Annotated in this window: 19 protein-coding genes; 15 read left to right on the plus strand and 4 right to left on the minus strand. The window is 54.3% G+C overall.

Annotated features, from left to right (window positions below; translation table 11 throughout):
- Window positions 1-1,090 precede the first annotated feature (1,090 nt).
- The 4 genes from VM99_24370 (at window position 1,091) to VM99_24385 (ending at window position 7,901) form a co-directional block, all read left to right on the plus strand.
- Window positions 1,091-2,422, plus strand: a complete 1,332-nt coding sequence (locus VM99_24370; GenBank protein ID AKK01043.1) for an MFS transporter — start codon at window positions 1,091-1,093, stop codon at window positions 2,420-2,422.
- A 10-nt stretch (window positions 2,423-2,432) separates the two neighbouring features.
- The gene (locus tag VM99_24375) at window positions 2,433-3,407 is read left to right on the plus strand and encodes a hydroxyacid dehydrogenase (protein AKK01044.1); all 975 of its coding nucleotides are present in this window, start codon (window positions 2,433-2,435) and stop codon (window positions 3,405-3,407) included.
- A 33-nt stretch (window positions 3,408-3,440) separates the two neighbouring features.
- Window positions 3,441-4,079 carry an aldolase gene (locus tag VM99_24380; GenBank protein AKK01045.1) on the plus strand — a complete coding sequence of 213 codons (639 nt, stop codon included), beginning with the start codon at window positions 3,441-3,443 and terminating at the stop codon, window positions 4,077-4,079.
- Between the two features lie 768 nt (window positions 4,080-4,847).
- Window positions 4,848-7,901, plus strand: coding sequence for a membrane protein (locus VM99_24385; protein ID AKK01046.1), 3,054 nt, complete (start codon window positions 4,848-4,850; stop codon window positions 7,899-7,901).
- A 2,873-nt stretch (window positions 7,902-10,774) separates the two neighbouring features.
- Here VM99_24385 and VM99_24390 read toward each other — a convergent pair.
- Window positions 10,775-10,984: a hypothetical protein gene (locus VM99_24390; protein ID AKK01047.1), complete on the minus strand. Its 210-nt coding sequence runs from the start codon at window positions 10,982-10,984 to the stop codon at window positions 10,775-10,777.
- Between the two features lie 262 nt (window positions 10,985-11,246).
- Here VM99_24390 and VM99_24395 point away from each other — a divergent pair, with 262 nt between their 5' ends.
- From VM99_24395 to VM99_24415, 5 genes are all read left to right on the plus strand, one after another.
- Entirely contained in the window at window positions 11,247-11,462 is a 216-nt protein-coding gene (locus VM99_24395; GenBank protein AKK01048.1) for a hypothetical protein, read from the plus strand.
- 4 nt (window positions 11,463-11,466) lie between these two features.
- Window positions 11,467-12,309 carry a cobyrinic acid a,c-diamide synthase gene (locus VM99_24400; GenBank protein ID AKK01049.1) on the plus strand — a complete coding sequence of 281 codons (843 nt, stop codon included), beginning with the start codon at window positions 11,467-11,469 and terminating at the stop codon, window positions 12,307-12,309.
- A gap of 68 nt (window positions 12,310-12,377) precedes the next feature.
- Window positions 12,378-12,587, plus strand: coding sequence for a hypothetical protein (locus VM99_24405; GenBank protein ID AKK01050.1), 210 nt, complete (start codon window positions 12,378-12,380; stop codon window positions 12,585-12,587).
- A gap of 14 nt (window positions 12,588-12,601) precedes the next feature.
- A complete protein-coding gene (locus VM99_24410) occupies window positions 12,602-14,185 on the plus strand; it encodes a chromosome partitioning protein ParB (GenBank protein ID AKK01051.1) in 1,584 nt (527 codons plus the stop codon).
- The gene (locus VM99_24415) at window positions 14,182-14,730 is read left to right on the plus strand and encodes a hypothetical protein (GenBank protein ID AKK01052.1); all 549 of its coding nucleotides are present in this window, start codon (window positions 14,182-14,184) and stop codon (window positions 14,728-14,730) included. Before VM99_24410 ends, VM99_24415 begins: the two co-directional genes overlap by 4 nt.
- 434 nt (window positions 14,731-15,164) lie before the next feature.
- On the opposite strand, the gene VM99_24420 is transcribed toward VM99_24415, so the two are convergent.
- Complete coding sequence (locus VM99_24420; protein AKK01053.1) at window positions 15,165-15,413, minus strand: hypothetical protein; 249 nt, start codon at window positions 15,411-15,413, stop codon at window positions 15,165-15,167.
- Between the two features lie 679 nt (window positions 15,414-16,092).
- On the opposite strand from VM99_24420, the gene VM99_24425 reads away from it, so the two are divergent.
- The 3 genes from VM99_24425 to VM99_24435 are packed head-to-tail and all read left to right on the plus strand — an operon-like array spanning window position 16,093 to window position 17,830.
- Window positions 16,093-16,848 carry a conjugal transfer protein gene (locus VM99_24425; GenBank protein ID AKK01054.1) on the plus strand — a complete coding sequence of 252 codons (756 nt, stop codon included), beginning with the start codon at window positions 16,093-16,095 and terminating at the stop codon, window positions 16,846-16,848.
- A complete protein-coding gene (locus VM99_24430; GenBank protein AKK01055.1) occupies window positions 16,845-17,363 on the plus strand; it encodes an integrase in 519 nt (172 codons plus the stop codon). Before VM99_24425 ends, VM99_24430 begins: the two co-directional genes overlap by 4 nt.
- The gene (locus VM99_24435; protein AKK01056.1) at window positions 17,360-17,830 is read left to right on the plus strand and encodes a single-stranded DNA-binding protein; all 471 of its coding nucleotides are present in this window, start codon (window positions 17,360-17,362) and stop codon (window positions 17,828-17,830) included. The genes VM99_24430 and VM99_24435 overlap by 4 nt, the downstream gene beginning before the upstream one ends.
- A gap of 253 nt (window positions 17,831-18,083) precedes the next feature.
- Here the strand turns inward: VM99_24435 and VM99_24440 are convergent, their stop codons facing one another.
- Together VM99_24440 and VM99_24445 are read right to left on the minus strand one after the other, a co-directional pair.
- The gene (locus tag VM99_24440) at window positions 18,084-18,998 is read right to left on the minus strand and encodes a hypothetical protein (GenBank protein ID AKK01057.1); all 915 of its coding nucleotides are present in this window, start codon (window positions 18,996-18,998) and stop codon (window positions 18,084-18,086) included.
- A gap of 50 nt (window positions 18,999-19,048) precedes the next feature.
- Window positions 19,049-20,062: a restriction endonuclease gene (locus tag VM99_24445; GenBank protein AKK01058.1), complete on the minus strand. Its 1,014-nt coding sequence runs from the start codon at window positions 20,060-20,062 to the stop codon at window positions 19,049-19,051.
- Between the two features lie 289 nt (window positions 20,063-20,351).
- Here VM99_24445 and VM99_24450 point away from each other — a divergent pair, with 289 nt between their 5' ends.
- The 3 genes from VM99_24450 to VM99_24460 all read left to right on the plus strand — a co-directional run bounded on the left by VM99_24450 (window position 20,352) and on the right by VM99_24460 (window position 26,333).
- The gene (locus VM99_24450) at window positions 20,352-22,223 is read left to right on the plus strand and encodes an ATP-dependent endonuclease (GenBank protein ID AKK01059.1); all 1,872 of its coding nucleotides are present in this window, start codon (window positions 20,352-20,354) and stop codon (window positions 22,221-22,223) included.
- A 53-nt stretch (window positions 22,224-22,276) separates the two neighbouring features.
- Window positions 22,277-23,932, plus strand: a complete 1,656-nt coding sequence (locus VM99_24455; protein AKK01857.1) for a DNA helicase UvrD — start codon at window positions 22,277-22,279, stop codon at window positions 23,930-23,932.
- A gap of 430 nt (window positions 23,933-24,362) precedes the next feature.
- Window positions 24,363-26,333: a DNA topoisomerase III gene (locus VM99_24460; GenBank protein AKK01060.1), complete on the plus strand. Its 1,971-nt coding sequence runs from the start codon at window positions 24,363-24,365 to the stop codon at window positions 26,331-26,333.
- The last annotated feature ends 3 nt before the right edge of the window (window positions 26,334-26,336 follow it).

Here is a 26,336-nt window from a genome sequence, read left to right on the forward strand (position 1 = left end):
ATTGCATAAGAGCTGATCAGTCAAACCCACAGAGTTTTTCAGCCCATCCGGAAATGCGCAGGCCAATAGTAAAAGTCTTTCGAGACGAGTAACGGTGGACTTCGTCTCCTCGATCAGTATGTCAGGCACTCGCTGAGGGCTACCCAAAATTCGACATTTTACAGCCGCTTCTATTTGCTCAGCGACTCGCTGTACATCTGCATCAATTTGCGAGGTCTTTTTTGACCCAACGTTACCAACGGAATGGACAGAAACTGACACGACTAGCCCATTCGCGAGACTCTTTGTGACAATCGATAATGCGCTGGGAAATTCTGTCTCTGATAGCAGTCCCAAGGCATCGTAGGCCCTCGAATTGCAGTCTGTATCACGTGCATTACCCTGTACATTTGAAGATAAAGAATCGGCTTCGATAAATTCAGCAAACTGCCGACCGATATCCCCGAATGTAAGCGGAAAGATCACGCCCAGTTCAGGCCTGAATGTGAGCGTAGCTTTGGCTTCGCGGCAGGCAGCTACGAAATAACCATTACTCAGACGGCAGTACACAGAAATGAGCGCAGTGCATTGTGAAGCATCAGCCAGCTCACTCAACGATGCCCCGCTCAAACCCAGAAGTAGACTTGCATCGCCAAGCACTTTCGTAAGAACGCATAACCTTGGCCCTAGGCTGTATTTGCCTACTCCCACCTCAATAGCAAAACCATTTTCAACCAACGAGACCAGAATCCGATTAACGGTACTTCGACTCTCGCAAAGCTCTGCTGCGAGCTCTCGCACTCCCCACGGCTCACCGCCCGTTCTCATGACAAGTGCGTCCACTACCTCAATCAGCCTGGTATGGCTGGACGCAGGAGTAGTGGCTGTAGAGGCGGTAATAGAGCGTTCTGACTGAGCCATCTTTAGACAAATCGAGGTTTCGGGAGCCCCATTCTGGAGGCAAAAGCTGCCCAACGGCAAATCGCACCTGGCTGTTGACAAGCGTGGCGTGATTCTAGAATCTAGACAAAACAAAAGCTGGACACTGTCCCATTTTTTGAATTGGACAGAAGTCCGATAATCCGAGGTGTCCATGAACAACAATAACGTTATGGCCGAGCCTGTCGTTCAGACCGTTGAAGAAACGGAGCAGACGAGGAACGCCAAGAAGGCCACGAGGGCCGCTGTATTCGGAACCTTTGTCGAGTATTACGACTTCAGCGTCTACGGATATGTCGCTGCAACCCTCGCCATGGTTTTCTTTCCTTCAGATGATGCGGCGACCGGCCTGTTGAACACTTTCCTGGTGTTCGGCTCCGCGTTTTTGGTGAGGCCGCTCGGCGCTATTGCTTTCGGCTGGCTAGGCGACAAGGTAGGCAGACGCTTCAGCCTGATTGCCAGCATCACCCTGATGGGGGCTGCCGCCACGCTTATCGGTCTGCTGCCCGGCTATGCACAGATTGGTGTCTGGGCGCCCATACTTCTGGTCGTGCTGCGCATGTTGCAAGGCTTCTCCGCTGGTGGCGAAATCGGGGGAGCTGCAAGCTACATCCGCGAGTGGGCTCCGCCTAAACGCCGCGCCTTGTACATTTCCTTCCTGCCCTCGATTGCTCAGTTTGGTAAAGGCTTGGCTGCTGCAATTGCGGGTCTTGCTGCGGCGACTCTCACCGATCCGGAGATGCTTTCTTGGGGCTGGCGTATCCCGTTCCTGCTGGCGCTGCCGCTCGGGATCATTGGTCTCTATATGCGACTGAGCATCGAAGACAGCCCGGAGTTCGCGTCTAAGAAAAACGATGCAGAAGTCAAAAAAGGCCAGCCTTTCGCTGAGTTGATCCGCGACTATCGCAGGCCTTTGGCCAAGGTGATCATGATCGCTATGGTTCAGAACATTGGAACCTACATTGGCACCGTATTCATCGCGGCCTACTTCAGCTCCATCCTGGGGTACTCAAAAGGTGAAGCGTCCACCATCGTTCTAATCGCCGTCATCCTCGCCGCATTTTTGATTCCTCTCGCTGGCCAGCTCGGCTCTTATCGCGGCGGCAAATCCATCCTGCGCTATGCCTACGCTGCGTACGCCGTAGTGTCGATACCGTCCTTCATGCTGATGCAGCTAGGCTCGGTCAATCTGGCAATGGCTGGTCTTGCTCTCGGCATGATTCCGTATGCCCTTTGCCAGGCGGGTACTTATTCAGTCATGCCGGAGTTTTTCCCGATGCACATTCGCCATACCGGCGTCGCATTCGGACATAGCGTAGGTGCCGTTATTGGCGGGGGGTCAGGTCCATACCTTGCTACCTGGCTAATCGGCGCAACCGGAAATCAGTCCACGCCCGCATTCATCCTGTGCGCATCAGGTCTTCTGGGACTGATCGTCCTCTCGACTGTTCGTAAAAATGCGCCGGCGGCTGGCGATGACGCCAATACCCACCAGTTTTCCTAAGGTGACGATCATGTCTTTGATTTATGTGACAAGCCCTATCCATCCCGATGTATTACAAGCGCTTTCCGCTTTAGGCGAAGTTCGACTCGGCTATGGCGCCGACGCGGTTACCTACGCAGACATCCAGCACTACGTAGACGCCGTATTTTTACGCGGTGGCCATATCTCTGCCGAGATGCTCGCTGCGTCCCCGAACCTGCGTATCGTTGCTCGACACGGCGCGGGTTACGACAACGTCGACTACAAAGCGGCGGCCGAGTTGGGTGTGTGGGTAACCAACACACCTGGCGCAAACAGGAGAAGTGTTGTGGAGCATGTATTTGCTCTGCTGCTGGGTATTGGCCGCAAGATCCAACTGGCTACGGATCAGACTCGCAACAACATTTGGGCGGCAGATCGACTGTCCCTCACAGGTATTGAGCTTGAGGGTCGTACTCTGGGTTTGATCGGATTCGGCGACATCGGTCAGCATGTTGCGCCTGTGGCTGAGGCTTTCGGCATGAAAGTGCTGGCAACCGACCCAGCTTATGACTCTAGCTTTGATAAACGTTTGGTAGACCTCGACACCTTATTGTCCCAAGCGGACGTCGTGAGCCTCCACGTGCCCCTGCAGGCTGGCACTGAGAACCTCATTGGCGGGGCTGAAATTGAGAAGATGAAAACAGGCGCCATCCTGATTAACACCAGCCGTGGCGGAGTCATCGATGAAGCAGCGGTTGCTGAAGCCCTGCGCAGCGGCAAACTGGGTGGCGCGGGCATCGACGTTCTAGCTGCAGAAAACACGGACATGATCACCCCATTCAGTTGCAACACGTTCCCTGTAGCTGACCTTCCGAACCTGCTCGTCACTCCCCACGTTGCCGGGCAAACAAATGAATCACTGCTTCGGGTTGGCATGAGCGCAGTAGAGGCTATTTCTGCTGTCTTGCGCGGCGGCCCTCCGCTCCACCCAGTCAACAACCCCGTACCTAAAACGTTCAACTAATAGCGTTCTAGACAGATTTACGCCGAGGCCACCATGTTTATCAATGTATCCGATGAAAGCATCACCGTGAGCGAAGATTGGGAACGCGCATCCCTTGAACACATTGAAGAGATATCGCATTACCCGGTCGCACTGATCGGCGATGTATTGCAGCGCCTGGGAATGATGGCTTCCGCTATCCACCATGTTGCAGGTAAGGCTTCTTTCTACGGAACGGTACTGCCTATCCTCACTTGGGAAGGTGACAATCTCGCCATCCATAGGGCATTGGACGATGCGAAGCCAGGTGATGTTCTAGTGATCAACGGCAACGGTGAAACCAACCGTGCGGTCTTTGGTGATCTGCTGGGTGAGGTTTGTCTGATTCGCAACGTCGCAGCGGTGGTCATCGACGGCGCGGTTCGAGATGTGGAGGAGCTGAGCGCTATGGGGCTGCCGACCTATGCGCGCGCCGTGAATCCAGCCGGCCCATCCAAATACGGCCCCGGGCAGGTAGGTGCGCCCGTCGCTTGCGGAAATGTGGTTTGCAACCCGGGCGACGCAATTTTGGGAGACAAAGATGGAATCATCGTTATCAGTCGCCACTTGGTTCCATCGCTCGCCGGGAAGCTCAAAGTCCAGCATGGGATAGAGAACAGTTTCAGGGAAAAAGTCCGAGCGAGCATTCGCTGAGGATCGGTGAAGACATAAGGGAGGTCATATCAAGCCTCCTTTATACAACCCTCACATTCAAACCGACCGTTACGACCACATGCAAGTAGCGGATTGTCAAATTACAAAACGAAAAACATAAAAATACGGGAGTAAAAACTCAGTAGCCTGGATCAGGCTGGCGTTAGAGGTATTCGATTACACCTGAGCTTCGGCGGAACCGAAATCGAGGAGCTGGAACGCCTCGTTTCAAGGGACAATGAACTCGACTGGCTCGTGCGGCTGGTGTCGCTAGATGATCAATTGCCGGGGTTTGAATCCGAATTACTCAAATTGCCATGCCGATTGGTGATTGATCATCTGGGCCAACTTGCTCAACCCGGCGGCGTCATGACCGATGGCTTTTCGGCAATTTCAAGATTGCTCGCTACAGGTCGCGTGCGGACAAAATTGTCCGTTCCCTACAACACCTCAAAGAGCGGCGCGCCTGAATACTTTGACTTTGGGCACGTTGGTTCAGCCCTCGTGAAACTGAAAGCCGAAGGTTGTTGTGGGAAAGCGATTGGCTCACCCAATAATGAAATTCGATAAGCCCGACGATGCCCAAATTCTCGATCTTCTAGTGATTTGGGTGCCCAAAGGTGGTGGCCGGCGACTCATCCTTCGAGAAAGCGCGGTCAAGCTTTACGGCTTTGATGGCTGATCGTCCATACAGGCTAAAGGCATCGCCGTCCTCCCGTTCCGACAAATTAGCTAGTCAAAAAACCGCATGCCGGTTGGAGTTTTATCATGATCGCACGGTTGCTTCCGTCCAAAAATCAAAGCGCGAGATACGGCTTATTTCTAAGGCAGCTCACTAAAGCGGGGTTTCGGGGAGAAGTCGCCCACAGCTACGGCCAGCGGACGGTGCTTGCAACTGACAACTCGATTTATCAACGTTTACCTCAAGCAGCTGTGTTCCCACTGGATGCTCAAGACGTTGAGATTCTTGCGACGCTGGCGGCTGATCCCAAGCATAGAGCCGTTGTCCTCACACCAAGGGGTGGCGGAACAGGAACCAATGGCCAGTCATTGACCGATGGTATCGTCGTCGACCTGTCACGTCACATGAATAGCATTCTTGAAATCAATGCTGAAGAGCGCTGGGTGCGCGTCCAAAGTGGCGTGGTCAAGGATCAGTTGAATGCCGTGCTGAAACCCTACGGACTGTTTTTCGCGCCGGAACTGTCCACCTCCAACCGGGCAACGATTGGCGGCATGATCAACACCGACGCCAGCGGCCAGGGAAGTTGCAGCTACGGCAAAACCCGTGACCACGTGCTGGAGCTTACTACGGTGTTGCTTGGCGGTGCGTTACTCCACAGCGGCGTGGTGGATAAAAGCGCTCTTATGCAAGAAACTGCGCGTCGGGATCGGATCGGTGAGATTTATCGATGTGCTGTAGGCATTGCGGATAATCAGGCTGATCTGATTGAACGAACCTTTCCGAAATTGAACCGTTGCCTCACCGGCTATGACCTGGCGCACCTTCGAGAGCAGGGCGACAGATTCAACCTCAACAGTGTGCTGTGTGGCTCCGAAGGATCGCTGGGTTTCATTGTTGAAGCCAAACTCAACGTGTTGCCGATCCCGAAGTATTCGATCCTCGTCAACGTACGGTACGCCGGCTTCATGGATGCTCTGCGCGACGCAAAAGCGTTGATGCTTCTCAAGCCTCTATCGATTGAGACCGTGGACTCAAAAGTCCTGATGCTGGCAATGAAGGACATTGTCTGGCACGGCGTCGCTGAATACTTCCCTGAAGATCCAAGCACACCAACCTTGGGCATCAACCTCATTGAGTTCAGCGGGGAAGACAAAGCCTCCGTCGAGCAGACCGTTCATGACTTTGTCTTGCATCTGCAGCGCGACACCTCCGTGGTGCGCTTGGGGCATACGGTCGCCATAGGTGCCGACGCACTTAAGCGCATTTACGCGATGCGTAAGCGGGCGGTTGGACTGCTTGGCAACGTTAAAGGTGAGGCGAGACCGCAACCTTTTGTGGAAGACACCGCCGTACCTCCCGAGAATCTTGCGGATTTCATCCAGGAGTTCCGTGCGTTGTTGGACAGCTATGAATTGCAATACGGAATGTTCGGCCATGTCGATGCTGGCGTACTGCATGTTCGACCAATTCTCGACATGAAAGACCCCGTCCAGGCTGCACTGATCCGCCCCATTTCCGACGCTGTTGCCGCCCTGACTCAGAAGCATGGCGGCTTGTTGTGGGGCGAGCACGGGAAGGGGTTGAGATCCCATTATGTCCCAGACTACTTCGGTGACCTTTACCCTGCGCTACAGGATTTGAAGGCTGCCTTCGATCCGTACAACCAACTTAACCCTGGAAAAATCGCGACCCCCAAGACGGTACCTGAAGCTCGGCTCACTCAGGTAGATGGCGTTGAGTTACGAGGCGACTTAGACCGGACAATCGACGAACGCGTATGGCGAAGCTACGACGCTGCTGTCCACTGCAACGGGAATGGCGCCTGCTACAACTTTGACCCAGACGACGCCATGTGCCCCTCATGGAAAGGCACCCGTGACCGCGTTCACTCACCGAAAGGACGTGCCTCGTTGATTCGCGAATGGCTGAGACTTCAGGGCCGACAAGGCGTTGATGTGTTGGCGCCGAGTGATCAAATTCGATCAACCAGTAACATCTTCAGTATCGCAAAACGAACCGTCAATTCAGTCGCGCAAAAGATAGGACAGCAAGACTTTTCCCACGAAGTCTATGAGGCAATGACTGGCTGCCTTGCGTGTAAATCCTGCGCGGGGCAATGCCCCGTCAAAGTCAACGTGCCTGAATTTCGCTCTCGGTTTCTAGAGTTGTATCACAGTCGCTATCTGCGCCCGTTGAAAGACTACCTAATCGGCTCGCTGGAATACACGATTCCCTACATCGCTCGTGCCCCCCGTATGTACAACTTCGTCATGAGCGCCCGCCCTGTGCGCTTCATTCTTGAGCACGTGGCCGGAATGGTCGACAGCCCACTGTTCAGCATCACGGACTTCGACGCTGTATGCCGTCGTTGGAACGTTCAGATTACAACGCCAAAGCTTCTGTCGACATTGGGTAAGCAGCAGCGTGCTCGCAGCGTAATCATCGTCCAGGATGCCTTTACCCGTTATTTTGAAACCCCTGTGCTGTCGGACTGGATCGAACTGATCTCAAGGCTTGGCTACCAGGTTTACATCGCGCCTTTTGCCCCCAACGGTAAGCCGCTTCAAGTGCAAGGCTTTATCAAGGCTTTTGAAAAAGCGGCACGTTTCAACAGTGCAGCTTTGCTTCAGCTTCAGCGATACGAAATACCGTTGGTTGGACTCGATCCTGCGATGACGCTGGTGTATCGCCAGGAGTATGCGAAAACGCTGAGCAGCGACAAAACGCCCACCGTTCTACTGCCCCAAGAGTGGCTAGCGGGTGCGCTTCCACAATCACAGAGCATCAAAGATGCCGCACCTTATTATTTTCTTCCCCACTGCACTGAAAAAACAAATGAGCCCAGCAGTGTCGTTCTTTGGCAGCAAGTCTATGAGCGAATGGGGCTGAAACTGAGCGTACAAGCCAGCGGATGCTGTGGCATGTCCGGCACCTACGGGCATGAGAAAAAGAACGCTGGAACTTCTGTGGTGATTTACAAACAATCCTGGAGGCCGCTTGTGACTAAGTTCAATGTTTCAGGCCGATTATTGGCCGACGGATATTCTTGCCGAAGCCAAGTGAAACGACAGGATGGTGTGACCGTCCTGCATCCGCTACAGGCGCTGCTCGCTGTTGTTAGAGATCATACTGCCTGACCAATGGTGGATCGCGAAATCTCATGCCGGGGCACGAGTAAACCGCTAGGCAGTAGCTTCATTGCCGCTCAGCTCCCGGCCTGGGTTCATTTCGCGAAAAAACGTTCACCTGTATCAGCTATCTATTGCGGGGGACCGCTCGATCACTCAAAATCACTTAGTGAGTCGCCAGATGAAGGAATCCAGATTGTTCTCATGGAGTACCTGTGATGCGTTCTAAATCCATACAATTCATCACCTATCCGGAAGTAAGTTTGCTTGATTTGGCAGGCCCCCTCGACGTGTTCATGGCAGCCAACCGCTTTTCACGCTCCGATCATCAACCATACACAATTTCTATTTTAGCATTGAACCAGACCACTGAGATATGCTCGAATTTATCAATACTTACTGAAACTCTGCAAGCAGAAACCCTTTCCCCACATACTTTAATCATACCCGGCGGACCAGGTATACATGACTTCTACAAAGACCCGAAGTTCACCACACACTTTATACATCATATAGACAAAGCCAAGCGCTTGATTTCTGTTTGCACTGGCATATTCGCGTTAGCTTATGCTGGAAAACTGGACGGAAGAAAAGCAACCACTCACTGGTCCGCGTACGACGATTTGGAGAGAAGCTTTCCTTCAATAATAGTTAAGCGCGGTCCTATATTTATTAATGATGAACACATATGGACGTCTGCAGGCGTCACATCAGGTATTGACTTAGCGTTAGCGATCGTTGAGGAGGACCTAGGACACACCGTTGCACTAGAGGTTGCTCGACATTTGGTAATGTTTCTCAAACGCCCGGGCGATCAGAATCAATTCAGCTCTGCCTTGACTTTGCAATCGAAGAGTAGCCAGTTCTCAGACTTGCACGCATGGATTAATGAAAATCTAGGCACCGACTTAACAGTGCCTGTGCTCGCGAACTTCATGAACATGAGCGAAAGAACATTTATACGTAAGTACTCAGAATCCATGGATAGAACGCCAAGCAAAACGGTAGAGCTCCTCCGACTAGACGCGGCTCGCGATATGCTTACAAACTCAAAAAAACCGCTCAAGACTATAGCCAAGCACTGCGGACTGGGTAGGGAATCGACACTAATTAGAAGATTTTTGAAAAAATTTGGCACCACACCAAAAGAATATCGCGCTCGCTTCAAATCGACCCAATAACATTTTCACCGCTATAACGTAGCGATGTTCATTCCTCCAAATAGCAGTGATTTTCCACATACTTAATGATCTCATCTATCGATGACGCCCCCCTAAAGGCTTGCTTTCCATGAGCCACAACCCCCAACCTGGCGGACATGATCAATCTTTTGTCATATCCTCGCAAAAAATCCTCTATAGATTATTCCTATCTAAAAAATATTCTGACACTCGTACAGAATAGACCTGAATGTAGAGATTCAAAATCAGTATTTAGCCTCTACAAATAACACGCTAATACTTCCTGCCATTCTCAGCGTCAGAGACCTTTACATGTTAAAACTGGCAATCAATACGATTGAGCTACAAGCACAAATGGATGATGACCTGCACATGGAGATCCTGTCCTTACTAAACAATATAAAACGGATTTCGCCACACTGCGTTAAATACAACCTCACACCAACTACAAGCTCCGGCGGCTGGATTATAAAATTTACCTGGCTTGATACGGCCTCAATGCGCAATCATTTTTCCTCTGAATCATTGCAGGACCTCCTCACATTATTAGTTTCCAGATGCTCGAAGCTCTACTTTGAAGAAACATTTAGCACCTTGGAGTGAGGCTGCTTTGCGACTTTCACAGCACACAACTACAAGCCTTAAAACCCAAACCCAAACCCAAACCAAAATTCTTCGGATTTCTACCGCATTCAAGGTTCGTATCCGGATGCCGGTTCGATACGCATTTACGTATGAATCTAGACGTTCCATAGCAGTGGAAAAACTTAGTTATCCACATCTACTGGCTCGTTATGACGGCAGCCTATAGGCGCCTAAATTTGGCAATCAGGCCCCTTTGCGGGAGCTTTATTCGATAACCGAGTTGCGTTTGGCGGAAATAGTCAACAATTTGACATTTTCGCGACGAACGAATGTAATAGAGTTATCTGAAGAACATTAATTTATATAGGCTTACCTTCCGATAAGACGCTAGCGAAGATCTGACCCATATAAACAAAAAGCAACGCACTTATTACCCTTTAACAAGTATAACTATACAAGCCCGTTCGCACCAGCTGTTTCAAACTCCTGATCTTCTCCAGCACACTCAAAGCCACATAATAACGAACCTCACAACACGAAATAAACTACCTTTCCATGGCTCTACCCACAACAACAAACCTTTCAAATCCACCACTACGAAACGAAAACCACACACCCCAACCTTAGCGAGAAAGCATTATATTTTGAAAATCGGTGTTTACACCCCAAATCATACTTTAACCTTCAGGATCAGGAGCAAAATATTTCAATGGAGTGACTCTCTTTATGTATTCAACTCAAAGCTGCAACCCCTACGAAAAACTTTTTTATAGGCCTATTGATGCAGCCTTGCGCTGGTGCAACTTAATTAACTACGAAAGAGAGATACTCGAGGTAGCTCAGCACGGCCCAAGCAGGCTCAAAACCAGCTTCCCGCAATGGCCATGCCTGCATGCGAATACGGAAAAAATTTTAGATGCCATTCAACACGGCGAGCTCGCGTATGGATGTTTCGGCGTGCCAGTAGCCATGGGCACTCCTGTTTTATACGACCACGTAACCGTCCGCCATACTGACCTAAAACGTTGGATGTCGCGATATTATCCTGACCAACGACCAGCGTTTCTCTTTGAGAAGCGGCACAATCAAAAAGTAGGTATTAGCATTGCAACATACTTAGCATTGCAAGGTGATCGGGACGCATTGAAAGTTCGAATAAAGAGTTTGGAAACAGCTCATCAACAATTGCTTAAGGACCTTGACGCCATTGGATTGGAAAGCAAGAGCATCCATGACTTGCTCAAGTCCAATCGTAAAGTCAGCGATCGCAGCGAATCCGTCTATCTCAATATTATCGGGGCGATGGTCAATCTGTTCCTCGGTCACTCCCCATCAGGGAAACCATTGTCAGCTTTTCAGTCCCAGGCGGCCATTGTTGACGCACTAACCGCTCACTATAAAAACGTACCGGGCATAACCAAGCGTACGCTAGACGAAAAATTCGCTGCCGGTAAACGCAACCTCATAAATCACTGAGACGGATTGCATTGCAATCACTCCTGTTGCGGCGCAATGACTCCTGTCTTTTTTTGCACTTCAATTCAGGTCACTTCCCACCAAGCGCCAATTGACGATAGGAGTGGCCACCATGTCCACCATTGCGGAGCCTCAACCACAGTTCGAACGCCACATAATGCGACGCGATGAGGTGGAACGGAAAACCGGCTTCAAACGAGCGCATATTTACAACCTGATGAAGGAAGGCAAGTTCCCTCAGGCTAAGCGCATCGGTATGCGAGCGGTGGGTTGGGACTCGCTGGAAATTGAGAAATGGATAGCCGAGCGCTTGGCGCAGCAGGTCTGATGCCATGCGCGTGGTATCGGTGGTTTCCACGAAAGGTGGAGTAGGCAAAACCACAGTCGCCGCCAATCTAGGAGGTCTTCTGGCCGACGCTGGGCAGCGCGTACTACTGCTGGATCTGGACAGCCAGCCCACCCTCTCCAGCTACTACGTGTTGAACCATGTGGCTCCGTCGGGCGCCTACGAACTACTCGCACTTAACCTGACAGATCCTGCCCAGATCATTTCCTCAACCGCGATCACCGGACTCGACCTGATCCTCTCCAACGATGATCAAGGTCGACTGAGCACGTTGCTGTTGCATGCCCCTGACGGACGCCTCCGACTGCGTAACCTGCTCGATACTTTCCGCCCCCACTATGATCTGCTTCTGATCGATACCCAAGGTGCGCGGAGCGTTCTGCTGGAGATGGCCATATTGGCCTCCGATCTTGCTCTCTCACCTATCACTCCGGAAATGCTAGCCGCCCGCGAACTACGCCGTGGAACCTTGAAACTGCTCAACGAACTTGAGCCATTTCGCCACCTGGGCATCGCTCCACCACCCCTGAGGCTTTTGTTGAATCAAGTGGACGACATCAAATCGGACACTCGCATGATCATGCGCAGCCTGCGCGAAACGTTCATCGGGACTTCAGCCATCCAGGTCCTGCAGACCGTAATTCCCGATCGCGTGGCCTACTTGAATGCAGCTTCCCTGGGTCTACCCGTTCATCGTGTCGAAGCTCGGCGTCCCATTGGCCGGCGTTCTGCCTCGGCCTTGGAAACCATACAAACCCTGGCCATCGAGTTGTTTCCTGAGTGGCGCCAAGCCATTTGCTCAGTAAGCGGCCCGCTGGTTCGATCATGACACTTCTCGCGTCGTCATCGTTGTTGCATCAGCCTTTGATGAGCAAGCGCTAGCCAAGGAGTTCTGTAATGCTGAATCACTGCCATATCATCGTTCCACCGCCCGAACTATCCGAGCCACCTCCTAGCGATGAGTACTGCACCGTGGTCTTTCGCCTCCAAGGAGGCCGCTCGGCTGTGGGGTGGTTCCTCGCAGAACTCTCCCAACATTTCGAAGGATCGGGTACGGCCGAGGTCGTTGAGTTTGAGATAGGTGACCACTTGCGCGGCCGGCGTTAGCTGAGGTTTTTCCAATGAAAAAACCCAGTCAGAAGGAGATCACCGACAAGCTGCAGCAAGACCACTTCCCACAAGGGCCGAACCAGAAGCAACCATCCGATCCGATCACCGACACACCCATGCTGGTAACGTTAGAACAGCTACGCCCTTACGACTTGAACCCACGATTCATTCGTAATCCGCTGTACGACGATATCAAAGCCTCAATCCGCGAGCGAGGGTTGGATCAGCCACCGCCGATCACCCGCCGCCCGGGTGAGCCAACCTTCATCATCCGCAACGGCGGCAACACCCGCTTGGCGATTCTCGGAGAGCTATGGCAAGAGACTCACGACGAACGCTTCTTTCGTATCCACTGCCTGTTTCGACCCTGGACCAATGAAGCCACTGCCCTGCTCGGTCATCTGGCGGAAAGCGATTTGCATGGCCAACTCACCTTCATCGAACGTGCCCTCGCCGTTGCAAAACTCAAGACCATGTTTGAACAGGATGGGGGGGCACTATCGCAGCGTGAATTGGCAAAACGCCTCGCTTCCGGGGGCTATCCAATTTCACAATCGCATATCAGCCGGATGCTCGACACCCTGGAATATTTACTGCCAGCTATTCCACAAACACTGTATGCAGGATTGGGTAAGTCGCAAATCGAACGCCTGATCGGTCTTCGTAGCCAGGCAGAAAAAACCTGGAATCGCTATCCGGCCAATAATTTTGAGTTCACCGAGCTCTGGTTGGACACCCTAGCTTCTTTTGATGCCGAGCCCGAATCCTTCGACCTTGAGCGGATCCAGGATGAACTGCTCGAGCGAATGAGCCAACCGCTCGGGCAGTCCTATCGCATGCTGGCCTTGGAGCTGAGCGATAACCAACGCCCTCCGCAGATACCAAGCGTTGCCATGACCATACCAGTAACGCAAACGCTTCCGCCAAGTGAAGAAGAGGCAACAGCCCCCCCTTTTCGCTCTGAGCTCGAACCCTCTGACCATAAGCACCAATCGAAGACCGATCCTACGGAAAAGCTTCCCACACTGCCTCAGGCCAAGCTCACACCAGAGCTTAGCCCTCCATCGCGCGTTCAACAGATTCGCAACCAAATCGATCACGAGACGTTCGCCGAACCAGTGGGAGAAGTCGAACCCGGCACAAGTGACGATATCTGGAACATCCCCCCTGCGCTGGATACCCCCGAACAACTGCGTTCAGCCATCGCTGCGCTAGCGAAGGAGATGGCAGCCTATGCCGGGCGACCCGAAATTATCATCAATCAGAAGGACGGATTGGGTTTCATCCTCGACATGGAACAGGTTGATCTGACGACACCTCGTGCGACCGGTATCCACCTGCTGCTCCTAGCCCTGTTGCGTGCTCAAGACGAGGTGGACTGGGAGGATCGAAAACTATTGCCCTCAGCTCTGTTTGGGCAGTTGTTGCTGGGTGTCTATCAGTTACCCCTGGCAGATCAACCAACCATGGACGTGGGGTTGGAACGCCTGCCGGATCATTTGCTGATCAAGCTGTATCGCCTGATTCGCCTGGCCCGACGCCTGATCGATTTAACATTGACGCCTGAAGACGACTCACCGGAGGAACTGCCATGAGCTTGTCTTTCAACGTACTCAACCAAGCCATGTTGACTCAGGTACTGCATGAGCTGCGGTTGGGTAATCTGCAGCGCTGCAAAGCGTTAGGGCTGGGTGAGGATGACATCTACTTGTTGCAGTCCCTGCCGCCGACCACTCTGGCACGCTTGGCACACGCGAGCGTACCTTGGGTCGAGGTCAAGATCGACTCGCCGGTGCTACACAGGCTAATCGAGCAGGCTGATCGCGATGAGCAGAATGAGCGCTTGATCAATCGAGCTCTGAAGCTCGGCGCCAGCAGCACTATCATGTACCAGACCTTCGGTCTGGCTCACTCGGAAACCGCGATGCGTCGACGTCTGCTCAAAATAGAAACGCGCAAGGGACGACCGCAGAATTTGAGCGAAGCGCAAGAACACGCACTGTGGCAACGCTGGTGTCAGCTACGGGCCCAAGACCCTACCGAAGATCAGCTCGACGCCATGATGATGTTGGCTGAGGAACAACAGATCAGCTTGACCATCGTCTGGCAGCAGATCGAGCACTACAGCAGAAAAACATGAACATCGTCCCGCTCAGCCGCTGGCAGCGTGTCCTGCAGCAATGTGCCCAGCAATTGAGTGAACGCTGGCCTACTCGCCCTTCAATCGAGAAACCCTCCAACCAAGCTCTGCAGGCTGGATTTTTGTTCAGTGGCCAATCACACGAAGTCGTACCGCGTCGTTTGCTGCTGGATAATCGTTTGACGCCTTTGGAGCGCAATGCCTGGCAGGTCTTTCGACTCATGCTGCAAGACCAAGGCTTGGTGACACCGCGCTATGAGGATCTGCAACCGTATCTTTCGAGTATCCCCTATGGGACCTCAGCCTCGCGTGAAACCATCGCTCGCGTATTGACGATGCTCAGGCTCACTCGTTGGCTCAGCTTGGTGAGTCGCGGGCGTGATCAGGTTAGTGGACGTCTGCAAGGCTCCTTGTATGTTCTGCACGATGAACCATTAACTCCCGCCGAAGCCATGGAACTGGACCAGGATTATCTGGAGCTGGTTGGACATTGCCTCAATCATGCCACCAAGGCTGTACGTATCGTCGCTCAGCACCTTCTGGATGAAATCGGACTGGATACCAGTATCGACCTGAGCCATCTTCCCACCCGCCTCGACACTTGGGGTGATCGGTGGGTAGATCAGAACCCTAACTTGAAAACAGAAGGTTCGCTGGACGATTCCGAACAAGGCGGCGACCACTCCGTTCGGAGTCGTGCTGCACTTCGTTCGAATTCCGAACCAGGTGTAGAAACCAGTGTTTCCGGCGACGTTCGGAATCTGAACGCCGCTTGTACAGTATTAAAAGAAAGTATTTGTACAGTACCGCACGCGAACCCAGCGGCGGATAACATGTTCTGGCCCACCACGCTGCACCTGAGCCCGAACGAACGGCAGGCCGTCATCGTGGCGCTGAATAAGCTCAAGCCGACAGAGAGGCAGGCGGTGCTCAACGAAGCTGGAGCACGTTGTGCCGCCGGCGGCATCCGCAAACCTGCGGCCTATCTGATGGGCCTGATCCAGCGCGCGCTGAAAGGCGACTTTCATCCGTGGGCGGGTCAGGCAGAACCGACGCCGGTTACAGTCTCGCAATCAACACCAGCGCGGACCACCCGAAAGAAAGGTGAGCCCGCCTCCGCCCTCGCTCAAGCGTGCTTGAATGAACTGCGCCAATTGCGTGGGAAACATCCTGGACGTTAGTGGATTTGATGCCAGTGGCATCAAATCCAGGGAGTTCCAACAGACGACCTCTGTGGTGCCGTCAGTATCTGATGAGTCCCCCCCCCAGAAGCTCAAACCGAACAGACCGCATTCAGGTTTTCTGCTGCCCCCATAGCTGATCTATCCCAAGGTGCTCGCAAGCCTATGCGAGGACAACACCGTGGCCGATCACTACCAACTCAACCTGGGTTCATTGCGTAGCAGCATCACCTTGACCCTGCATACCCACCACGCCGCCCGCATCTGGCAAGGTCGGAACGCACGCGAAGGCGTCCATTCGATCATGGGCATGGCCGGCTACATCAGTGTCACGAACCTGATCAAACAAACCGCGGCTCAGGACGATCCCTATGCTGACTGGGCCATCGTGCAACTCGAAGAGAAGCTGATGCAGGCCAAAGCAGGGATGCTGGAACTGACCCAACAGTTGGACCGGATCAGGCAGGACCTGCCAACACAGATCGACATGGGTGACAACCTCAACATCCACCCCGTCACCTTGCCGTTGTACATCGGCAGCCAACTCGGCTTTCTGGCCGTCTACCTACTGACCGACTACGACACTCTGGTGCGTCACACCCTGTTAGCTCATCACACAGCTTTGATTGGTCGCAGGGACATGGAAGCCTGGATCGACGATGGCGCACATCTGCTGCGCAGCCTGTTCGGCCAGGCACAGCGTTATCGCCATGCTGGCGTCACACGCGATGATATGGCAGCGAACAACGCCCGTGCCCTGGCGGCTATCGAAAAATTCGGTTTGCCCCCCATGGATATCCTTGAGGGTCATCACCGCTCCCAGTTTGCGCCGCCCATCATTCGTCGCGACACCGAGGCTGTGAGTGACTCCACTGCGTTGACAGAGGTAGCGGATGAGCCAACTGCGACGCTGGATCAGCCGGAGGACGAAGCATGAATCCTCTAAGCCAGACTCAGTCAACACTCGTTGAAACGTTGACATCGGATGCCTATCGACAACTCGAACACGCAGCCTCCCTAAAAGGCCTTTTAAAACCTTTTAAGGGTAAGGGAGAACTGGAACACCTGGCGCAAGTGGCGAGGGAAATCGAGGCGCAGCTATGCCATCTGATGGAAGCTGTTATGCAGCAAGCAGCACAGCCGCCCTACTCGCTGTTGGATATTCGAATGGTGCTGCAGAACACCAGCGCTGGCAGCACCTTCTTGCGTTGGCGCACCCGTGACTTCGCACGTATGGGAGTAGCGGTCTTGGAACGCCAGGTCTGCAACAGAGCCCTGCCGCCAGCCGTGCGCGAAGGATTGCATCGCTTCGAGTGCGATCGCATTGCACTGAACCTACAGATGAGTGTGGTGCATTCGCTCTACCGCCAGGCCACGACCTGCGCGATCAAGATAAGCAGTGCCGATCGGCTACTGCGCCAGTTCACAACCGCAGTGGAGGTATCACAATGAGTACTTTTTTCGTCGGCGAAGGCAATATTGGCAGTGCGCCAGAGTTCCAGGAGTTTCCATCGGGCAATGACGAGCCACGGCGTTTGCTGCGGCTGAATGTGTACTTCGATAATCCCGTTCCGCGCGAGGGCAGCTATGAAGATCGAGGCGGATACTGGGCGCCGGCTGAGCTTTGGCACCGTGAGGCTGAACACTGGAGCACGTTGTACCAGAAAGGCATGCGTGTACTGGTCGAAGGCCGCACGGTGCGCGATGAGTGGGAGGACAGTGAAGACAATGCGCGGGTGACCTTCAAGATCGAGGCCCGTCGAGTCGGCATTCTGCCTCACCGGGTGCAAAGCGTTGTCATGCGGGAGCGATCCAGTGAGCAGGCAGCGTCTGCGTCACGTGCTGGGCAAAATACAGAGCAGGCTAATTCTACTGCGTCGAAACCCAGAAAACGCAAAGCGCCACCGCCGTCGGACTGATGTAGGTCAGGCATAAAAATTGCGCCTTTGCGGGAAGTTGCTGGCTTGATGCTGCTCGCCGCTCGTGGCGCTTCACGCTGCTGCGAAATTGCAGTTCACTTGACCAATTGTTTGCATTCGTTCTGACCTCCGATTGCATCGGTTGACCAGCAAGCGTTGTAGCCATGATCGGCAGAGAACGGCCAGAAGGGGACGGTGGCTCCGATAGATGAATCTGTCCCCATTGCCGCTTTATTGCATTCGGCTACCTGACCTATTCCTCTATCTCGGCAGCAGCTTCCTCTGCTTGTGCTTCCTCCTGCTCATCCGGTCGCGGCGGCTGAGTATCGGGCGACTCAGGCAGGATAGCCAATCGTGCGGCTATAAACGCTGCGATTTCGGCTAGCCCGTTTGCTGATTGAGTAATCTTTCTGTCGGCATCAATAGTCGCATTGTGCTCCCCCAGTTTTGCTTCGACTTTGTCGATACGGGTAAGCCAACACCAATAGACGGGGCGGTGCTGAACGTGCAACGGGCCTGCGTGAAAGTTTGTGACCTTGAGCTTTACGTCAAGGCCCGGAAGATCGCCGATCAACCTCTTGACAGCAGCAGGCTCCGTTTCCAAGTTGGAGACATGGATCTCCTGCTCTCCGACAGTTACCAGAGACTTACACCAAGGACGCCCACGAAAGGTCAGGTAGAACTTGGGGTCAGCGTCATAAACATGCAGAAAGTATCGACTGCTTTGAGTCTTGTTTGCCGTCTCGGGGATGAGCAGTGACAAACGAAGCAAGTCAGCCAATATTGCGCCAGTAGCCGGGGATTTGTTCCCTGCATGCCGGCTACCATCTTCGCCAGCTTGACCGCGAAGGAACTTGCATTCGAGCCATAGATGATGTCGCCAGCCGTATTGGCTTAGCCGCTTGTTGGCAACAAATAGACGATTGACGTCAGCGAACAGGTCTGCACGAAGATATCGTGGGGCTCCTCCCTGCTGATATAGGCCGTCGAGACGGTAAAGCCGCTCGCTTTGCAGGCAACCTATGGGGTTCGGGACATTGCGCCCGTTCAGCACCTGGAGGAGTGACAGGGTCAGAGCAGAAACAAGCCCAGATTCATAGCTTTGTGATTGGTAGCCCGTTCCGTGGAGGACTTCTGGCAGTGAGAAGAAGGCCTGTTCAATAAGCACTTGCTGAATCCCTCATGTGATTGAAGCCAGTCGATATTACTCGGAACAGACTACGTTGGTGGCAGAAAGAAATCTGGCATGGCATGAGGCTGCAAGTAGAAGACGTGGGACACCACCTTCTGCCTGAAAGCCTCATCCAGTGCAGCCGAGAAGCTCGCCACATTCGCAGTGACCTGCTCCCTTCGCAGCAGCCCACGCCAATGCGGCCTGCCATCGTGAGGCGATTCCCAGTTCAGCAGGTAGACCAGGGCTGAGTGCGCGAACTGTATCCCCTCGGTTCCCGCGACGAAGTGCAGGTGGATATGGGAGTCAGTGTGTTCCTCCTTCTCCTCCAGGTCCCATGCGGTAAACAACGATTGGACTGCACTGCCGAAATCCGTGCGACGGGCTCCTTCGCGATCAGTGAAGCTCACGTCGTCAATGGTCATTGCCCACTGCTCTGTGTGGCCCTCGCTGGTCTTATCGGAGCCAAGCAGTCTGTCCTTGCGGAAGCGTAAGTGTATCCCTGCGCCGGCACCGATTTTGTAGGCGACGTCGCCAGCCAAGACACCCAGTAGGTTCTCCCGCATAGCTGTCGCCAGCGGGATGTTGAAGTTCTTGTTGGCCTTCTTCATGTGCCTTGCCTCGAACAGCATCCAGAGGCTGTGGAATTTCCAAGCCACCAGCAATGGCATGCCCACTAGATCGGCGTAGTTCTGCAGGCGCCCCATGTACTCGGGCTTGAATGACAATAGCTTGTCCTTCTTTGACTTCACCTCGATTAGTACGGGGGACTTACTGGTCTGGGTGGAGAACTTCGCCAGAAGGTCAGGCACCTGAAACTCCTGCTTGGAGGCAATGGGCACCTGATGCTGGTCTAGCTTGTGAAGGAGCTGGCACTTCCCGAGCCAGGCGCACACGACTGAGAATTCGTCCTCAATCGGCAGTCCGATGTCCAGGCGGCGAACTCGCTCGGCCACTGCTGCGGCGTCCGCGTCATATCCCAGCTCCGCCAGAACATCCTGGATGAGTCTCGGTAGGTCAAGCGGTGCCGCCGTCTCTTTTTTCTTAGTTTCTATGTCCATGGACCTCCCATCCCAACGACTAAGTCTAGTAAGGATAGCCGTAGCCTTAGCAGACGCGGTAGGCGGACCACCCTCAGGTCGCACCAGATGGCCTGTGTCGAGTCAGGAGGCCTTTACAAAGGCGTGGTGCCGACCGGTTCCATCCGCTTCCGGCCAATAGCGGCCCTGGTTGCACGCGCGGTACGCGAACCGACCCGAAGGAGCTCTCAAGTGGCGATACAGTCGAATCGCACCTACCATGAGGCACTAGAATCAGTAGATTGGTTTCCGCTAGACAAGGAGGGTCGAAGTGCATCTTGTGCGTGTTCGCGTCCGGAACTTCAGAGGCATCGCCTACGGTGAGGTCCATTTCAATGGACACACTGCTTTTATTGGCGACAACAACGCCGGCAAGTCCACATTGCTGGAAGCGGTGGATCTGGTACTTGGCCCGGAGCGCCTGAGTCGCCGCCCTGTAATTGATGAGCACGATTTCTATGCAGGTACGTACGTAGATCCGGCCAAGAACGAGGTCGTCCCGATCCAGATCGAGGTTATTGTCGCTGGACTTTCCGATGAGCAGCTGCGGCATTTCCGCGACCATATCGAGTGGTGGGATTCACAGGCCAAGAGATTGCTTGTGGGGCCCCCCCCAGAGGGAACAGACGCCCCCCATGTTGGCGCAGCAATACGCGTCTTCTTCAACGGCTGGTATGACGTACAAGAGGACGACTTCGCTGGGGATACCTTTTACGCCACTCCCGAAATGCCGGATGGCTCCTACCTGCGGTTCTCTGCGCCCGACAAACGAAAGTGCGGTTTTCTTTATCTTCGCACCCTACGAACCGGCGCCCGCGCACTCAGCCTAGAGCGAGGCTCTTTGTTGGACGTAATCCTTCGGCTGAAGGAGACACGACTGACAATGTGGGAAGACTTGCTCGACCAACTGAGGGCATTGCCAGTTGGAGAGACCGAGGATATCGGCGAGTTACTTGTCGCAGTCCAGGATGCAGTACGGCACTACGTACCATCCGACTGGGCAGAGCAACCCCACATGCGGGTTTCGGACCTCACCCGCGACATGCTCCGTCGAACCCTGACTGTATTCATGGGCACTGGAGCGAAAAGGCCGGACGGCTCCGTCTATTCCGCCCCATATCAGCACCAAGGCACTGGCACGATTAACACGCTGGTATTGGCTCTGTTGTCTATCATCGCCGAACTCAAGCAAAGCGTGATCTTCGCAATGGAAGAGCCAGAGATCGCGCTTCCGCCGCACACCCAGAAACGAATTATCAATTCGCTACGCCAGAAATCGGCACAGGCCATCTTCACCTCCCACTCACCCTACGTGCTGGAGGAGTTCGATCCTGCCCAGGTGGTGGTTCTCAAGCGCACGGCCGGTGTTATGACCGGAGTTCCTGCAACATACCCACCAGCAGTCAAGCCCAAGGCTTATCGCACAGAGTTTAAAGCTCGGTTCTGCGAAGCTCTACTTGCCCGCTACGTGCTTGTGCTTGAGGGCCGTACAGAGTTCGACGCATTGCCTGCCGCCGCCCGCCGGCTCGCCGAGCTGGATCCCACGCGATTCAAATCTCTCGAAAATCTTGGAGTGGCTATCGTCGATGCTCGCGGCGAGACCAATGTCGCTCCTCTGGGTGCATTCTTCCGGTCTCTCGGCAAGATCGTATTCGCGGTGTTCGACAAGCAATCACAGGAGGCGCTCGCAACCATCACTGCCTCGGTCGATCATGCCTATGAGTCCGCGACTAAGGGCTTCGAAAACCTTGTGTTGTATGGCGTGTCTGAGGTCGTACTCCGCAGCTATGCTGCTGTTGTAGTTGCTGGCGGCGATTGGCCGCAGCATCTCGCGGCATGGACGCCAACGCCCGCAACGCCGCTGGCCGATCTGCAGGCGGCTCTATCGAGCTATTTCAGCTGGGCCAAGGGTGGTGGCGACGCCGGCGACTTGCTCGCCTCATGCCCAACCGCCAATGACATGCCTGAATACGTGAGAACCACGCTGGCAGCCATCAAGAACGTCATTGAGCCACCTCCGCTGCTTCCGCTACCTCCCCAGGTAGCAGGCGTGCCCCCTCTCCCAGAGGCGGCAGCCAAATCGCCGCCATTGGCAGCCGCCTATGGGAAGTTCCAACCGTCCCCACCCCAGCCTCTGGCATGACTGAAGTGTGGAGCGATCAGAAGCGCGACTTTCTGGAGTGCACCAGGCACGCCCTGGCGCTAGGTGGCCCTGGTGCCGGTAAAACACACGTCGCACTGGTCAAAGCTCGCAATGAGATTCGCTCAGGAGTACTCAAGCCAGGCCAGAAGGTCCTTTTCTTGAGCTTCGCCAGACCGACCGTAGCGCGCATCATCGAAAAGGCTTCTGAGCTGATTTCTCGCGAGGATCTGAAGCAACTAGAGGTCAGCACGTACCACGGTTTCGCATGGAGCATTCTCCGAAGCCATGCCTATCTGTTGAATGGCAGACCGAACCTGCAGCTTCTGCCACCGCCCGAAGCAGCAGCGCATTTGGCAGATATCGATAAGGCCCAGCACGAAAATGAGAAGCGACGCCTTTTCGAACAGGAGGGCCGCCTGCATTTCGACTTGTTCGCAAGCTTGGCCAGCGAACTGCTGAGCCGCAGTGATCGGTTAGGCGCCATCTTCTCCGACACCTATCCCATCATCATCCTCGACGAATTTCAGGACACAAACAGTGATGAATGGGCGCTGATTCAGCAGCTTGGAAAGCGCAGTCGCCTCATTGCACTGGCCGACCCCGAACAGCGGATCTATGAGTTTCGAGGTGCTGATCCCAGGCGGGTGGGAGAATTTCTGGAGAACTTCGGCGCCGCCCATTTCGATTTCGCGGGTGAAAATCATCGCAGCAGCGGTACCGATATCACGGCCTATGGGAATGACCTGCTCACTGGCGCAAACAAGGGCAAGGCCTACCAGCAGGTCAAAATCACGCGTTACGACTTCATGTATGGCAAGAGCCTGCACTTCACCGCCAAGGCTGCAGTGTTCTCGGCGTTGGATCGCCTCAAAAAAGTACCTGACAAATCGATCGCGATCCTGGTGCCATCCAGGCGGCTGATGCTCGATTTTTCTGACTACCTTTCTTCTGCAGCTGATGGTCTGCCAGCGCTACATCACGACGTCGCAATGGATGCTGAACCGCCGGCTCTAGCCGCTGGCGTTATCGCCACGTTACTGGCGGGAGGTACCGCTGGCGATGTGGCGAGCCGCATGCTCGGCGCACTTCACTCGCACATTCGTGGGCGGCGCGGGGGCAGGCCTACCCCACAGACCGAGCTTGACCTGGCGGATGCTCTTAGCGGGTTCCTCTCCTCGGGAAAGATCCGCGGCTCCAAGCGCCTGTTGATTGTCAGCGAAGTTCAGCGCATCTCAGAATTGCGGCGGCAACTGCAATTAACGGGCGACCCTGCGGAAGACTGGTTATACCTGCGCGGCCTATTGGCATCGTCCACTGCGGAAGCCTTGAAACAAGTAGCAACAGATGCTCGCTACCTACGACTGCTGCACCGAGGCTCAGTATTGCGAACCAATTTGGGTGCGTTGTGGCGCGCCCAGGGAGAGTACATGGGGGCTGAAGAGGCAGTCCGAAGTGCCTTGATGCAGGAGCATTTCGCTGCAGCCCAAAAGGACTGGCGTGGCATCCATCTGATGACGATACATAAATCTAAAGGGAAGGAGTTCGACGAGGTCATCATCTACGACGGCCTTTACCAGCGCATTGCCAAAGCCCCGCAGAATCCAAAAATCTGCGCCCAGGATCTTTTAGTACTGCGGGTGGGCGTGACTCGGGCGATACGTCGGACCACTATTGTGACTCCGAAGCGCGATCCATGCCCTTTACTGTGAATCAAGATTTCCGCTGCTCACACCTCTCCCTGCTAATCCGGCCGCAGCTGAGCGGTCGTAGGCGCACCTATCTGAAGAGGTAAAGAGCTCCTCAGTCTCAAAGTTGCTGGCACAGAATGGTTTACGTTAAGTCCGCTTTTGGCCGTTAGTTGCCTTTCTTGAAAGGCCACTTTGGGTCGTCCTGTGCCGGATATGTCCACGCAGCATGATGGACAAAGCCGATACAAATGAGTGGTCAGTTCGACTGCAAATGGGTGGCCAATGTCTGTGTAATTACCCGCACTGCCGCTCAACCACAACTGGATAGCCCCCTCGGCTCACTCAAGCCTGCCGTCACCGACTAATATGAGGAACCTGTCATTCAGGTTTCTCGTATCTAGCCACTGCCGTTTCCAACAACGCTGCTCTGAACTCAAGCCGGAGCAGCTCTATGCGCCTCTTCCTCTGCGAGAAACCTTCCCAAGGTCGAGACATTGCCAAAGTGCTCGGAGCCACCCGACGTGGTGATGGCTGCCTGATCGGCACCGACTCAACCGTCACTTGGTGCATAGGCCACCTGCTGGAGACGGCCCCTCCTGAAGCCTATGGGAAGCAGTTCAAGAGTTGGTCGTTGGATCATCTACCGATCATCCCTACGCACTGGCAGGTCGAGGCCAAACCCAAAACTGCGGCACAGCTCAAAGTCATCAAGCGCCTGCTCCGTGAGGCTTCCACCGTCGTCATTGCTACCGACGCTGATCGTGAAGGTGAAATGATTGCCCGCGAGCTGTTGGAGCTTTGCAAGTATCGAGGCCCCGTGCAGCGCCTCTGGTTATCGGCACTCAACGAGACGTCAATTCGCAAAGCACTGTCTTCACTGAAGTCAGGTCAAGAGACCTTCTCGCTCTATCAAGCCGCCCTCGCCCGCAGTCGCGCCGACTGGCTGATCGGCATGAACCTCAGTCGTTTGTTTACCCTTCTTGGTCGGAGGGCGGGCTACGACGGCGTACTGTCGGTTGGACGTGTCCAAACTCCCACCTTGCGCCTGGTGGTTGATCGAGATCGCACAATTGCCAGCTTCGTCTCGGTGCCCTATTGGGAGGTGGATGTGCACCTGGCCTCAATGGGCCATCCATTCATTGCGTCGTGGTCACCACCAAGTTCAGAACAGGACGAGTCCGGCCGCTGCATTCAGCAGACACTAGCAAGTCAGGCGACCCAAGCGATTTCTAACACTAGGACCGCCACAGTGCGCTCTTTGCAGACTGAGCATCTCCGTGAAGCCCCGCCCTTGCCCTTCGATTTGAGCACCCTGCAAGAAGTCTGCTCGCGCAAGCTGGGGCTAGGTGTACAGGAAGTCCTGAACATCGCCCAAGCGCTGTATGAAACGCACAAAGCCACCACCTACCCGCGCAGCGATTGTCGTTATCTGCCGGAAAGTATGTTCGACGAGGCTCCGGCGGTCCTTGATGCCCTGCTCAAAACGGATCCCGCATTACGGCCTGCACTCGCAAGCCTCGACCGATCGTTACGCTCACGGGCATGGAACGATGCCAAGGTCACCGCGCATCATGGCATCATCCCCACTACTGAGCCGGCGAATCTGGCGCGGATGTCTGAACAAGAGCGCCAAGTCTACGAACAAATTCGTAGTCACTACCTCGCGCAATTTCTTCCGCAACATGAGTTTGACCGGACCCAGGTCGAACTGGAGTGTGGCGCAGAGCGATTGACCGCTGTAGGTAAACAGATCCTGGTCCAAGGCTGGAAAGGCTTGCTCCACGATACATCTGAGGAGGATGAGTCCAGTCGAAAAGCCCAAGTCTTACCCGTCTTGCAACAGGGCACACAGTGCACAGTAAACAATGTCGAACTAAAGTCGATGCACACCAGCGCGCCCAAGCCGCTCACCGAGGGCGATCTGATCAAGGCGATGAAAAACGTAGCCAAGCTGGTCAACGACCCACGCCTGAAACAAAAACTCCGGGACACCACAGGTATCGGTACCGAAGCCACTCGAGCCGGCATCATCAAGGGATTGATTGATCGGGGTTATTTGCAAAAGAAGAAACGCGCTTTAGTGGCCTCCGCAGCGGCTCATACCCTGATCGAAGCGGTACCCGCAGCAGTTACGGATCCAGGTATGACGGCGATCTGGGAGCAGGCGCTAGACGAAATCGAAGCAGGACGTCTAACCCTTGATGCATTCGTCGCCAAGCAGGCGAACTGGGTCACGCAATTGGTCGAACACTGCGCAGAGCTCACCTTGGCGTTACCGGTCGAAAAAAGCGGCCTAGCCTGCCCCATTTGCAACGCATCAATGCGCAGACGCACGGGAAAATCAGGGCCGTACTGGTCCTGCTCCCACTACCCGGACTGCAAGGGCACCATCCCAATCAGAAAAGATACGCGACGCCCATGACGC

This window comes from Pseudomonas chlororaphis (assembly GCA_001023535.1).
In the GTDB taxonomy this organism is placed as follows: domain Bacteria; phylum Pseudomonadota; class Gammaproteobacteria; order Pseudomonadales; family Pseudomonadaceae; genus Aquipseudomonas; species Aquipseudomonas chlororaphis_E.

What these genes read in the sequence shown, in the direction of transcription:
- VM99_24435 (AKK01056.1), top strand. Translation starts at nt 17,360, where the DNA reads ATGAGTACTTTTTTCGTCGGCGAAGGCAATATTGGCAGTGCGCCAGAG.
- VM99_24460 (AKK01060.1), top strand. Translation starts at nt 24,363, where the DNA reads ATGCGCCTCTTCCTCTGCGAGAAACCTTCCCAAGGTCGAGACATTGCC.
- VM99_24405 (AKK01050.1), top strand. Translation starts at nt 12,378, where the DNA reads ATGCTGAATCACTGCCATATCATCGTTCCACCGCCCGAACTATCCGAG.
- VM99_24385 (AKK01046.1), top strand. Translation starts at nt 4,848, where the DNA reads ATGATCGCACGGTTGCTTCCGTCCAAAAATCAAAGCGCGAGATACGGC.
- VM99_24395 (AKK01048.1), top strand. Translation starts at nt 11,247, where the DNA reads ATGTCCACCATTGCGGAGCCTCAACCACAGTTCGAACGCCACATAATG.
- VM99_24380 (AKK01045.1), top strand. Translation starts at nt 3,441, where the DNA reads ATGTTTATCAATGTATCCGATGAAAGCATCACCGTGAGCGAAGATTGG.
- VM99_24375 (AKK01044.1), top strand. Translation starts at nt 2,433, where the DNA reads ATGTCTTTGATTTATGTGACAAGCCCTATCCATCCCGATGTATTACAA.
- VM99_24410 (AKK01051.1), top strand. Translation starts at nt 12,602, where the DNA reads ATGAAAAAACCCAGTCAGAAGGAGATCACCGACAAGCTGCAGCAAGAC.
- VM99_24400 (AKK01049.1), top strand. Translation starts at nt 11,467, where the DNA reads ATGCGCGTGGTATCGGTGGTTTCCACGAAAGGTGGAGTAGGCAAAACC.
- VM99_24415 (AKK01052.1), top strand. Translation starts at nt 14,182, where the DNA reads ATGAGCTTGTCTTTCAACGTACTCAACCAAGCCATGTTGACTCAGGTA.
- VM99_24430 (AKK01055.1), top strand. Translation starts at nt 16,845, where the DNA reads ATGAATCCTCTAAGCCAGACTCAGTCAACACTCGTTGAAACGTTGACA.
- VM99_24445 (AKK01058.1), bottom strand. Translation starts at nt 20,062, where the DNA reads ATGGACATAGAAACTAAGAAAAAAGAGACGGCGGCACCGCTTGACCTA.
- VM99_24370 (AKK01043.1), top strand. Translation starts at nt 1,091, where the DNA reads ATGGCCGAGCCTGTCGTTCAGACCGTTGAAGAAACGGAGCAGACGAGG.